Below are 13459 nucleotides of genomic sequence, written 5' to 3' on the forward strand. Positions count from 1 at the left end.
ACGCGACCACGATGTCTCGTTGAAGCTACTTCTTATCAAGCTCGCCGAGACGCGTGGCCAGATCGGCGCCGATCTTGGCGATGTACGGCTCGTCCACGATCGACAGGTGGTCGCCGCCGATGTGGATGATCTCGAGGTCGTCGACGACCTCGCCCCACCGGCCGTCCTCGTCGATCTCGGCCCACTGCGGTTCGAGCTCTATCGCCCCGGCGTGCATCTTGTCGGCGCGGTACAGCACGACCTTGCCGTCGTACGGTTCCGGCGCGATGTTGCTGAGCACGCGGTTCTCGATGAACGAGGTCCGCTGGTGTTCGATGATGCCGCCGGGGATCTTGGTGCCCGACATCGACATCATCTCCATGATGATCGCGAACTGTCCCTCGTCGTCGGCCTCGACGAGCCGCTCCATCGGGATCGGCACGTCCGGGTCGAGGTCGTAGTTGCGGATCGCGAACTCTTTCCACCGTTCCAGGCGGGCCCGCTTGGTGTCGGGGGTCTCGGTCATGTCCTCCCGCGGACGCACGACGTCGATCAGGCCGACGAAGGCGACCTCTTCACCGGCTTCGCGGAGAACCTGGGCGACCCCGTAGGCGAGGGCACCACCGAACGACCAACCGACCAGCACGTACGGCCCGTTCGGCTGCAGTTCACGCAGACGCGGGATGTATTCGCGGACACGGTCTTCGATCGTTCCCTCGACGCCGCGGTCGAAACCGATGACCGGCCGGTCGTCGGGCAGACGCTTGAGCAGCGCCTCGTACGACGAGGTGTTGCCGCCGGCCGGGTGGAACAACAGGATCGGGGTCGGGTCGCCCGCTGCGGGGTCGTAGACCTTCTTGTCCTCGGGAACCAGACGCAGATAGCGCAGGAATCCGTCGGTCGACGCGCCGGCATCGAGGTGCTCGCGAACGTAGTTCGACATCTCCTCGATGGTCTCCGAGTCGAGGATGTCCTCGACGTCGATGTCGCCACCGGTGCGCTCGTTGAGGCGGTCGGTGAGCTGCTGGGCCATCTCCTCCGACAGGACCGGCAGCTTGTTGAAGATGCCACCCGCGGACTTCTTGGTCACGACCGCGTAGGTGCCGAAGGTCAGACGCTCGGCCGCATCACGCGGCGGGACATCCGAACCCGCGGCCTCGGCGACGGCCTTCTGCGAGGTGATGTCGGTGGCCGGCCTGGTCTCCGCCTTGGGCGCGGGAGCCGTGACCGGCTCCGGGTCGGTGCCCGGGGAGGTCGCGACGGCGTCCTCGACGTCGACGACGTCCTGGGCCACCTCTTGCTTCGGCTCCGGCGACTCCTCGACGGCCGGCAGGCCCGACGATGCGTCCTTGGCGTTCTGCTCGTCGATGTAGGCGTTGAGCGCTGCGGTGTCGAGTTCGCCTCCGCCGCCGGCGTTCTCGGCGAGGTCGTCGAGCTGGTCGCGGTGGGTGACCGCGAACTCGACGAACTTCTGGACGTCGGCCAGGTTCGCCTGGCGCATCGCCTGCAGCTGCAGCTGCGGGATGTCGAACTCGTACTCGACGCGGTTCTTGATCCGCACGGCCATCAGCGAATCCAGGCCCAGCTCGATGAGCGGGATCTCGCGCGGCAGGTCCTCGGGGTCGTAACCCATCGACTCGCCGACGATGATCGCGAGGCGATCACCCACGGTCTCACCGGATTCCGGGTTCCACTTGTTCCCGATGTCGTCGACGACCTCGTCCTCGACGACGACCTTGTCGTCGGCGAACGCCGCGGCCCCGGACTCGGGGGCCGCCGCCGGCGCGGACACCGTGCCGGCGGTCTCGTCGAGGTCGCCGGTGACGACGGCCTCGAAGAGCAGACGGAAGTTCTTGTCGGCCTTCACATGCAGGCTCACCGACGCGCCGCCCGGATGCGGGCTCAGCGTGGTGGTGACGGTGCCCGCCTTCGGGATCTCTCCGTGCGACACCGCGGCACCGACCGCGGCGTTCTTCAACACCTGAGCGGCGGCGGCGTGCACCAGGGCGCGCGGGTCGGTGACGGCGGCGGCGTTGACCTCCCAGGCGTGCCGGCCGTCGGGCAGCGCGACATGCGATCCGGGGACCGAACCGGCCGAACCACCCGACGACAGCTGCGCCTTGAGCCAGAACTCCTTGCGCTCGAAGCGGGTTCGCGGGATGGCGGCGTAACCGCCGGTGCCGAACAGCGACGCGACGTCGACCGGGTGGCCGTGCACGTACAGCTTCATCAGGGCGTTGACCAGACCGAAGCTCTCGTCTTCCTTGCGACGCAGGGTCTCGATGAGCTCGGCATCGTGCAGTCCGGCCGAGAAGGTCACGGCGGCAACGGAGATCAGGACCGCCGGGTTGGGCGACAGCTCCAGGAACGTGCGGTGACCGTTCTCCACCGACTTCTGGATCGCCTGGCTGAACCACACGCTGTGGCGCAGACCCTTGAGGAAGTAGTCGATGGTGTGGACCGGCTCGTGACCCGCGCGGTAGAACACCTCGCGGTCGACCGAGCTGTAGAACCCGGTGGTGAGGCGTCGCGGCTCGATGCCGGTGAGCTCGTAGGCGAGTTCACCGAGGATCGGGTCCATCTGCGAGGTGTGGCTCGCGCCCTTGGTCTGCAGCTTGCGGCCGAGCTTGCCCTCGGCCTCGGCCCGCTCGACGATCGCGTCGACCTGCGACTCCGGTCCGCCGATGACGGTGTGCGTCGGCGCTGCGTAGACGCAGATCTCCAGGTCGGGGTAGTCGACGAGGACGTCGTTGATGTCCTCGGCGCTGTACTCGACCAGTGCCATCAGGCGGATGTCGTCACCCTGCAGCATCGACTCGCCCTCGCCCATCAGTCGCGAACGCTGGCAGATGACGCGGGTCGCGTCCTCCAGCGACAGGCCGCCGCTGATGTAGGAGGCCGAGGCCTCGCCCATCGAATGCGGCACCAGGACACCGGGTTCCGCTCCGTGATGGCGCAGCGTGTCGGCGAGTGCGACCTGAATGGTGTAGATGCCGACCTGGCTGGTCTCGATGCCGTAGGTCTGCTCGTCGTCGAGGAACATCTCGGCGATCGAGTAACCCAGCTCGTTCTGGATGAGCGCGTCGACGCGGTCGACGTACTTCGCGAAGATCGGGTTCTCGGTGTAGAGCTGCTTGGCCATCTTGCGGTGCTGCGAACCGAAGCCGGACAGCAGCCACACGGCCGACGCCGCATCCGGCGAATCCGACGAGTACACAAGGGGATTGCCCTTGCCCTCGGCGACCGCGCGGACACCGGTGATGGCGTCCTCATGGGTGCGGGCCATCACCACGGCACGCGACCGACCGTGGTTGCGGTGCGCGAGTGCGCGTCCGATGTCGGCGAGCGGGGTGGCCCGGCCCTCGTCGGACTCGAGCCACTCGAGCAGGTCGGCGGCGGTCTTGCGGCGACGCGACGGCAGGAAGCCGGAGATCACCAGCGGGACCACCGAACCCTCGACGGCACACGGCGCGAAGCCCTCGGCCGGGTCGGTCGCGGTCTCGGCGACCACCGGCTCGACATTCTTGGCCTGCGCGGCCAGGACGGCCCGCTCGGCCTCGGTCAGGAACTCGTCCTCGTCGTCGAGATCCGGCTCGCCGGGCAGAGACTCGGTGGCCGGGAGCTCGGAGGCCCCGGCGTCGACCGCAGCCGTCTCCGGCTTCAGGTCGCTGGGCAGGACCTCGCGGACCACCACGTGGGCATTGGTGCCGCCGAAGCCGAAGCCGGAGATGCCGGCAACGGCGTGGCCCGAGTAGCGGGGCCACTCGGTGGCCTCCGGGATGACCTTCAAATTGGTCGCGTCGAACTGGATGTACGGGTTGGGGCCGCTGTAGTTGCGCGACGCCGGGATCACGCCGTTCTTCAGCGCGAGGACGACCTTGGCGATCGCACCCGCACCCGCGGCGGATTCCATGTGTCCGTAGTTGGTCTTCACCGAACCGAGCAGCATCGGCTTGTCGGGGGTACGGCCGCGCCCGACGACGCGCCCGAGGGCGTCGGCCTCGATCGGGTCGCCGAGGATGGTGCCGGTGCCGTGGGCCTCGACGTAGTCGACGGTGCGCGGGTCGATCGCCGCATCGGTGTACGCCGAACGCAACACCTCGACCTGGGCCTCCGGGTTCGGGGCGGGCAGACCGTTGGAACGACCATCGGAGTTGACGGCCGAACCGGCGATGACCGCGAGGACGTCGTCGCCGTCGCGGCGGGCGTCGGCCATGCGCTTGAGCACGACGAGACCGCCGCCCTCGGCGCGGATCATGCCGTCGGCGTCGGCGGAGAAGGCCTTGATGTGGCCGTCCTTGGCCTGCGCGCCGATCCGGTCGAAGCCGAGGGTCGCGGCGGGCGTGATCAGCATGTTGACGCCACCGGCGAGGGCGACATCGGATTCGCCGGTGCGCAGGCTGCGGACCGCCTGGTGGATCGCGACCAGCGACGACGAGCACGCGGTGTCGATGGCGATCGACGGTCCGCGGAAGTCGTAGAAGTAGGAGACGCGGTTGGCGACGATGGCCGTCGAGGTACCGGTCAGCGCGTACGCCGCGGTGTCCTCGGCGCCCTCACCGAGCCCGAGGGTCGCGAGCAGCTGGTAGTCGTTGGTCGACGTTCCGATGAACACACCGACCGGCGCACCCTTGAGGTCGCTTGGCGGGATGTGGGCGTGCTCCAGCGCCTCCCAGGTGAGTTCCAGCGCGAGCCGCTGCTGCGGATCGACCATCTCGACCTCGCGCGGGCTCATCTGGAAGAAGTCGGCGTCGAACGAGCGCACGTCGTCGAGGTAGCCGCCCTTGATGTTCGACGATTCGAGGATCTCGGCGAAGCGCGGATCGGAGGTGAACTCGGTCCACCGTCCCTCGGGCAGGTCGGAGATGCCGTCGACGCCGCCGACGAGCGCCTCCCAGGTCGACTCCGGGGTGGTGCCGGATTTGGGGAAACGGGTCGACAGACCGACGATCGCGATGTCGTCGTCCGCGGTGCGCTCACGCTGCCAGAAGGTGTCGGCGGTGTCGTCGAGGCCCTCGTCGGGGTCGCCGTCGATGATGCGCTGCGCGAGGGACGAGATCGTCGGGTGGTTGTAGACCACGGTCGCGGTCAGGATGACCCCGGTCTTGTCCTCGACGTCGGCGGCGAGCGCCACGGCATCGCGCGAGGAGAGTCCGAGTTCTTCCATCGGGCGGTCGACGTCGATCTGGGCGACCGGCACGGCCGTCGCCTGCGACACCCATTCCCGCAGCCAGTCCCGCAGTTCGTCGACGGTGAGGTCACCGGCGGTCTCGCCGGGGGTGGCCTCACCGTTCGACGTGGCGTCGGTCGAGTCGGCGGTTGCTCCGTCTACCGAACCGGGGGTCTCGAGGGACGAGGCGTCGGGCAGATCGGTGCCGCGGGACTCGTCGGTATTCAGTTCAGACATCGCTTCCAGACTACTGCTCTCGTCGACACCCGAAACCGGGTGCCGGGTGACTGTTGCTGACGATCACCGACACCGCGGCCGTGAACGGGTGCGGACGCGCTATTCCGCAGCGTCCGGGAACGCCGTCTGCTTGTAGCCGCCGCGCAGGCTGCCGTCGATGTAGGCGGCACGGGTGGCCCGGCGGGCGATCTTGCCCGACGAGGTACGCGGGATCGAACCGGCGGGAACCAGCAGGACGTCGCGAGCCATGACGCCGTGGCGCTGCGCGATGGCGGCACGCACGGTGTCGGCGACCTCCTGCGGATCGGCCTTGCGGCCCGGTCCGCGCTCGGCCACGATGACCAGCTGCTCGGAGGCGTCGTCGGGGTCAGGGGTGAGACCGCTGCCGAACTCGAAGACCACGGCGGGCAGCTGGTTCGCCGGCACCGAGAAAGCGGCGACGAAGCCCGGACGCAGCGCGGTGCTGGCCTCCTGGGCGCTGTACTCGAGGTCCTGCGGGTAGTGGTTGCGTCCGTCGACGATGACCAGGTCCTTGACGCGACCGGTGATGTAGAGCTCGCCGTCGAGCCAGACGCCGTAGTCGCCGGTACGCATCCACAGGCCGTCGGCCGGGGCGCCCTCGGAGTGGCTGCCCTCGGGGAGCGGGGCGACGAGCTTGTTGTGGAAGGTCTCCTCGGTCTCGGCGGGCTTGTTCCAGTAGCCGGCGCCGATGTTGAGGCCGTGCAGCCAGATCTCGCCGACGTGACCGTCGGGACGCTCGGAGGCGGTCTCCGGGTCGACGATGACCGCCCACTGGCTCACCGCGACCTGGCCGCAGGACACCTGGGCGACCGAGTTGGGCGTGCCCTCCTCGACGACGGTCAGCTTGCCGGCGTTGAGATCGTCGCGGTCGACGTAGATGACCTTCGCCTCGTTCTCACGCTGGGTCGCGGAGACGAAGAGGGTGGCCTCGGCCATGCCGTAGCAGGGCTTGATGGCCGTCTTCGGCAGGCCGTAGGGCGCGAAGGCCTCGTTGAACTTCTTCATCGAGCTGACCGTGACCGGCTCCGAGCCGTTGATCAGGCCGATGACGTTCGACAGGTCGAGTTCCTCGCCCTCCTTGGGCAGGCCGCGCGCGGCGGCGTGTTCGAAGGCGAAGTTCGGGGCCGCGGCGTAGGTCTCCGCGCCGTCGGCGGCCGCGGCGAGTTCCTTGATCCAGCGGCCGGGGCGGCGGACGAACGCCTGCGGGCTCATGATCGTGATGTAACGACCGCCGAGCGCCGGCAGGATCACGGTCAGCAGACCCATGTCGTGGAACATCGGCAGCCAGGTGACGCCGCGCGCGTTGCGGTCGATCTGGATGGTGTCGGAGATCTGCAGGACGTTCGCGGCGACCGCCTGGTAGGTGATCTCCACGCCTGCGGGGACGCGGGTCGAACCGGACGTGTACTGCAGGTACGCGACGGTGTCCTTGTTGTGGTCCTTGCCCGCGATCGGGGCGACCCAGCTCGAACCCACCGAATCGGGGACCGCGTCGACGGCGATGACGCGCGGGCGCTCCTTGGCCGGCAGCGGCGCGAAGAAGTCGCGGACCGCCTCGGCGGACTTGGTGGAGGTGAGGATCGCGGTCGGCTTGCAGTCGTCGAGGACGGCGTGCAGACGATCGGTGTGGCCGGGCTCGTCGGGCGAGAACAGCGGCACCGCGACGTTGCTGGCGTACAGCGCGGAGAAGAAGCCGATCACGTACTCAAGCGACTGCGGCGCGAGGATCGCAACACGATCACCGGGCTTGGTCACCTGCTGCAGGCGTGCGGCGACCGCGCGCAGGCGCTTGCCGAACTGCGCCCAAGTCAGGTCCTGGGCTTCGCCGTCGCGCTCGCGGCTGTAGTCGATGAAACGGTAAGCCAGCGTGTCGGCCTGCTCACGTACGTTCTGCTCGACGTAGTCGACAAGCGTTGCTTCCTCGGTGAAAGAGATGTTTCCGGTCTCATCGAGAAAGTCTTCGAGTTCAGTCTTCAGCATTCATTACTCCTGTGGCCCCCTCGTGGACTCCCCCACGCGAGTGCAGTTCCCCGGTGACGTCCTTCGGCGACAACACCCGGCGCTTCTGCCATCCACGTCCTGTGCCGACCGCGGGATACGGTAGCGCACGTCCAGTTACACAACGAAAAGCTTGTGATCGTCATGGTCAGCTTCGAAAAAGCGTACGACGGTCATCCGGCGCACACCTTCGGTTCAACGACCCACCACCTCGCAGTTCACTCGCGAGACAGACGGCCATCCTACTCCCCCTTCAACTGGGCCAGTACGGGCGCAAAGGCGTCCATCTGGGTGGGGAAGACCCCGACGTAGGACATGGTCGTCCGGCGGCGGACCTCGCGGATCTGATCCGCGATCTCCTCGAAGCTGCCGATCGCGATGTACGGCGAGGACAGCACGTCGTCGACGGTGAACTCGGTGTCGTGCGCGATGTTCGGCGGGTAGCCCTGTTCGAGGGCCTTCAGCGCCATCTCGGCGGTTGCCACGCGATCGTCGGTGATGACGATGACGGCGATGGTCCAGTTCAGTTCGATCTCGTCGAAACGATCACCCGCGGCCTGGCGGATGCGGTCGACGCGTTCGGCCGTCTTCTCGATGGTCATGTCCGACAGCTTCATCTTGCCGTCGGGCGTGGTGCCCGGGGCGACGGAGATGATGTCGGCGTGCTTGGCGGCGAGAGCCAGCATCTTGGGCCCGCCACCGCCGACCGCGATCGGCGGGCGCGGTCCCTGTCGGGGTCGCGGGCTGCCCTCGAGGCCGTTGATCTTGTAGAACTCGCCGTCGAAGTCGACGGTCTCGCCGCGCATCAGGCCGTCGAGAATGGTCAGCGCCTCGTCGAGCCGGCGGATGCGGACGCCCGGGGACTCGAACTCGATCCCCGCCTTGTCGAACTCTTCCTTCATCCAGCCTGCGCCGATGCCGAGCTCGAGTCGTCCCTTGCTCAGCACGTCGATCGTGGTGGCCTCCTTGGCCAGCAGCGCCGGGTGGCGCCAGCCGTTGGCCAGCACCGACGTCGCCAGACGGATCGTGCTGGTGGCCTGGGTCAGCGCACCGAGCGCGGCCAGCGGACCGACCTGGTTGCCCAGGTGATCGGGCACCGCGAAGGTGTCGTAGCCGTACTCTTCGGCGGTCTGGGCCAGCTTGACGAACTTGCGGGCTCCGCCCTCGTCCTTGTTGCCCTCACCGCCCGCACCGAAGCGGAACTTGCGCAGACCGGAGGAGCTGCCACCCGCATCATTCGGGGGTTGCGTCATCGCTGTCCTCTCCTCGTGTCCGGCCGTCGGGGACGCCGTACGGCACCCTGTGTCGATCGCCCGGACGAAGCCCGGGCCAGCCCAACACGTTAATGCAGCGTGACGGCCCCGCAAAACGAATCGGTGGTCTCGGCGACAGGGTTACAGCGAGTTGGCCGACCGCGGGACGCCGAGGGGTCACTCGTGCGCGGGACGCGGGGCCTCGTCGATGAGGTCCTGGGCCCACGAGTACATCCACTGGGTCGCGGTGCGACCGTCAGACTCCCAGTACTTGGTGGTGGCGTACATCGCGTGGATCGGGTTGCTCGCGGCGTTGGCCAGCTTCGACACCGCGGCGAGCGGATTGAGGACCGTCGGCGAATCGCAGATGAGATCGCCTGGCGCACAAATGGACTGCACGCGGTCCTCGAGGTCGCCGAAGCCGCCGTTGCGCGGGCCGGTCATGGTGATGCCGGGGACGATGTTGCCCATACCGCCGAGCGCGATCTCCGCGCCGACGCCGTCGGGGCTGGGGTCCACGTCGTTCTGCTTGCCGGGCTGGCGGCGCCCGTCGGCGATGAGCCCGACTCCGAGGACGAGATCCTGGTCACCGTCTTCGAGCACACCCCGGCCGTTGCCGATGTTGCTGGCGAGATCACCCGCGATCACCGCCCCCTGACTGAAGCCCATCAGCACGTAGCTGGTGAGCGGGCAGCGCTTGTTGGTGTTGATGATCTTGCCGGCGGCACGCTTGTACCCCTGGGTGCGTGAGACGTTGTAGTCGGCCTGACGGTCGGCGAGGTTCGTCGGGTTCCGGAACTGTGCGGTGTAGGGCACCGTGTAGACCTCCGTCCGCGACGAGTCGAACTCCTTGGACAACGCGCGCGAGACCCGCAGCATCAGCGAATTCGGGTTCGCCGACGGCGCGTACGGGTCGTCGGTCGCACTCGACTCCCAGGTGCCGGGGATCACCACGGTCAGCACATCGGGACAGTCCGCGGGTTGCGCCTCGGGGCGTTCCTTGGACGGCGTCGACGGGACCTCCGGTCCGATCGGCGGGATCGGTCCGGGCCTCAGCCACACCAGGATGAGCAGCACGATGAGAACGATCGCGATGACCGCGAGCGCGAGGAGGAACAGGGAGAACTTCCCCAACCGCCGGGCGGGGCTCTTTCGAGCGCGGCCCGCGGTGCGTCTGGCCATCACGTCAGCAGTAGTGCTGTTCTGCTGCGCGAATCACCTTGTCGGCCTTGGTGTTCGCCTCTTCGACAGTCTTGGTCCCCGGCCCTACCGACGCGGTGACGAAGGCCTTCACCATGCCCGGGTCGGTGCCCTTCTGCTTGGCTCCGCACACGTACTTCGCCATGGTGAGCGAGACGGAGTGGTCGCCGTCGCCCATGAAGGTGACGTTGTCGGCCTTGAGTGCCGCGAGGTAGGCCTTGGCCTTGGCGTCGAGCGGGGCACCGCTGGGCCCCGGGAAGTTGTCCGGGACCTTGGTGCTCGGGTTGGGCTCGGTCTCGGGCAGCCTCGAGGTGGTGCCCGACGGCGCGTCCGAGACCTTGGCGGTCGGCTCGGCCGAGGCCGAACCCGACGCGGGTGTGGACGATCCCGCGGCCGAGTACAGCGACGTGGTGGTGACCGGGTTGTTGGTGATCGGCGCACTGGCCGTCGAATCGTCGGAGCACGCCGAGACCGAACCGAGCGCGAGTGCGAGGCCCGCCAGGGGCAGCACCAGCCGAGCACACTTCGTTGTCATCGCCACTTCCTGTCGAACCTCTATCCCGCCGGACGCGGCACAGCCGGACACTGCACCGCACGCCCCGCCAGGCTACCGTCCCCACACCCCTCGACGATCCCGCCCACCGGCGCGACCTGCACGAACACCTCGATTCCTCAGCGAAGTCTCAGCGCCCGCACACGTGCGGTCGAGGTTGGGGCCTCACTTCAGAACCTTCGTGCCGTCCTTGGCCGTCCACGTGATGCGGCCGTGCTCGAAGTGGTTGACCCGACCCTTGCCGTCGCGGGTCGGCTCCTCGTTGCTCACCGGCTTGCCGAGACGCCCGCCGGGACCGCCGGCCGACACGTAGGCTCCGCCGATCGCGCCGGTCGCGATCTTCGGACCCTTCGGGCCGGTGAAGATGCGGCCGTTGGCGAAGTCCTGGGCCTTGCCACCGGGAACGCCGTAGGCCGGGGTCAGGCAGCCGCCCAGGTCGCCCTTGTTGGCGTCCCAGAGCTTGCGGAAGGCGCCGTCGACACGGCAGGCGACCGCGTCCCGCGAGAGACCGAGAGCCGCGGCGGCCTGCGGCCACGCCTGCATCATCTCGAACTCCCAGTACGGCCAGGTGTGCGTTCCGGACGGACGGTAGACCGCCTGGCCAGGGATCCCCTTGCGGTTCAACTGGACCGCGAACTGCTGGGATGTGACGCGGCTGAGCATCTCCAGGCCGACGCCGGAGTAGTTGGTCGCGAGCAGCGGGATGTCGGAGGGTTTGTCGTGCTCGCCGACCATGCCGTTGCCGGAAGAGATGTAGAGACTCGTGCCCTGCAGCTTGTCGGCCAGGACGTACGGGTCGTGTTCCTTCCAGGCCGGGTCGGTGGGCGGACCGAACATCTTCATCGAGTCGTAGCCGCCGCCGTCGCGGACGGCGAACTGGATGGCCTGCGGCATACCGAACGAGCTGAACTGCAGGATGCCGGAGAACGACGCGGCGAACTTGTAGAAGCCGGGGTTGCGCGCGGCCAGCATCATCGCGGCCGAGCCACCCATCGACAGACCCTCGATGCCGCGGACGTCCGTGGAGCGCCAGTCGTTCTCGAGGATGGGCGGGAGTTCCCGCATCAGGAACGTCTCCCACTTGTAGTTCTTGCCGCGGTCGGGTTCCTTCCAGTCGGTGTAGAAGCTCGACTCACCACCGATCGGCAGGATGACGTTGACGTTCTTGTCCTTGTAGAAGTCGACGATCTTGGTGTTCAGAACCCAACCGCTCTGGTCGTCCTGCGCACGCAGACCGTCGAGCATCGTCATCTGCGGGAACTTCTCCTTGGGCTTGGCATGCCAATCGCGCGCCAGGAGGATCTGTACCTGGATGTTGGTGTTCATCGACGGCGAGTACACCCATAGGGCGACGCGGCGATCGGTGTACCAGTAGGTGTTTGTCACCTTGCCCGGAGGCACCGGGGCCGGTGCGGCTGCCGGAGCCGCCGACGACGGGGGTGCAGCCGACGACGGGGGTGCAGCCGGAGAAGCCGGGGGTGCAGCCGGAGAGGCCGGGGGTGCAGCCGGAGAGGCCGGGGGCGCAGCTGGGGATGCCGGGGCGGGAGCCGCCGGCGAGGCCGGGGCCGGTGCCGGCGCGGGCTCGGCGCCCGCGAGGCCCTGACCCACGACAAGTGTCATCACGGCCACGATCGCCACCACGGCGGCCATCGCCGCTCGCCAGGCCACTCGGGCACCGACCGGTCGGGTACCACTGATTCGCCGCATCACTCTCCAGAACTCCTTCGACCCAGTACAACGGCGTCCGCACGTTCTGACCGATTCCCCGTCAGTCACAACTGCATCATCAATACCAAACGCCTCAGGAGTTTCTTACACGGAATCCGGCCCCGGTGTCCGAACGCCACGCTGTGACTCGTGGGATTTGTGTGACAGTTGATACCAACCCATCCGGCGGCAGTCCGTAGCGAAACACGACGACGCCCCGCCCGGGAATCCCGGACGGGGCGTCGTGAAGGCCGTGTCAGGCCGGTCTGTTACCGATCAGCGGAAGAAGCCGCGGTTCTTGGCGTTCCAGACCATGTCCTGCCAGTAACCCCAGGCGTGGGTGCCGTTGGCGTAGTACGTCATGAGCGGCACGCCCTGGACGAACGCGGCAGCCTCGAAGGCCTTCGACTGGGTGAACGCCAGCAGTTCCAGCGTCGAACCCTTGAACAGATCGTCGAAGACGTTGGGCAGCGAGTTGTACTTGCCGAAGAGACCGTTGCCCGAGCCCACGAAGATCTTCATGCCGCGCATGTTGCCGATGTTCCAGAAGGGATCGTTCTGGAACCAGCGGATGCTCCACGGCGGGCCCCACATCGCGTCGATGTTCCACGGCTTGGGATCGACGTCGAACATCGCCAGGCGCAGCGCGGTGCGCATACCGGGGGCGCTCAGGAAGTTGTAGCCCGACAGCGAGCCGGCACGGTCGAAGTGCTGACGGTTCTGCGCGCCGATGACGAGGGCGGCGTTACCGCCCATCGACAGACCCATGATCGCGTAGCGCTTCGACGCGCCGACGCGGAAGCCACGCTTGTCGAGGGCACCGACCAGCGACTTGGTGATGGCGCAGTTCCAGCGGTAGCGGTACGCCTGGCGGTTGAAGTTGCTGGGTGCATCCCAGTCGGTGTAGAAGCTGGCCGGTCCACCGATGGGCTCGACGACGTTGACGCCGGACTTCACCATCTCCTGGACGTTGGTGTTGATCTCCCAGCCGTTGTAGTCGTACTGGGCGCGCATACCGTCGAGCAGGATGACGGTCTTGTAGTTGCCCGGCCTCTTCCAGGCGCGGACCTTCACATCGGGCATTCCGCAGCCGTTGACAAAGAACTCCTGCTTGCCGACCTGCGTTCCGCCGATCCGGGCGCTGGCCTGGCCGGCGACCACGCCGGTCAGTCCCACAACTGTCAGCACGGCGACGAGTGCGGCGATCAGCCGGTTCCCCATCCGGCCGCGCGCAGGCTTGGTCGCCTGAGTGGCAGCTTCACGCATGTACAGAATCTCCCTCTTCGGCCGATCGGATCACCGGAGGTCTTGCCTCCTGCAGAACCCGACCGGTTCTTGTGC

At 67.7% G+C, this 13459-nt stretch carries 7 protein-coding genes; all 7 read right to left on the minus strand.

All coding sequences use genetic code 11. The annotated features are described in order from the left end of the window. Positions 1-25: 25 nt before the first annotated feature. On the minus strand, positions 26-5386 hold the full coding sequence (gene pks13 / locus OK17_RS03665; RefSeq protein ID WP_461416693.1) for a polyketide synthase Pks13: 5361 nt from the start codon (positions 5384-5386) through the stop codon (positions 26-28). A 99-nt stretch (positions 5387-5485) separates the two neighbouring features. Then, the gene (gene fadD32, locus OK17_RS03670) at positions 5486-7387 is read right to left on the minus strand and encodes a long-chain-fatty-acid--AMP ligase FadD32 (protein WP_461416694.1); all 1902 of its coding nucleotides are present in this window, start codon (positions 7385-7387) and stop codon (positions 5486-5488) included. A 260-nt stretch (positions 7388-7647) separates the two neighbouring features. Then, complete coding sequence (locus OK17_RS03675) at positions 7648-8658, minus strand: LLM class F420-dependent oxidoreductase (protein WP_232717499.1); 1011 nt, start codon at positions 8656-8658, stop codon at positions 7648-7650. A 177-nt stretch (positions 8659-8835) separates the two neighbouring features. After that, complete coding sequence (locus tag OK17_RS03680; RefSeq protein WP_232717500.1) at positions 8836-9843, minus strand: cutinase family protein; 1008 nt, start codon at positions 9841-9843, stop codon at positions 8836-8838. A gap of 1 nt (position 9844) precedes the next feature. Next, positions 9845-10393 carry a DUF732 domain-containing protein gene (locus tag OK17_RS03685; protein WP_232717501.1) on the minus strand — a complete coding sequence of 183 codons (549 nt, stop codon included), beginning with the start codon at positions 10391-10393 and terminating at the stop codon, positions 9845-9847. Positions 10394-10576: 183 nt separating this feature from the next. Then, positions 10577-12118, minus strand: a complete 1542-nt coding sequence (locus tag OK17_RS03690; RefSeq protein WP_232717502.1) for an alpha/beta hydrolase-fold protein — start codon at positions 12116-12118, stop codon at positions 10577-10579. A 276-nt stretch (positions 12119-12394) separates the two neighbouring features. Beyond that, entirely contained in the window at positions 12395-13384 is a 990-nt protein-coding gene (locus OK17_RS03695; protein WP_232717503.1) for an alpha/beta hydrolase, read from the minus strand. Positions 13385-13459: the final 75 nt, after the last annotated feature.

The sequence above is a fragment of the Gordonia sp. GN26 genome (assembly GCF_054823965.1).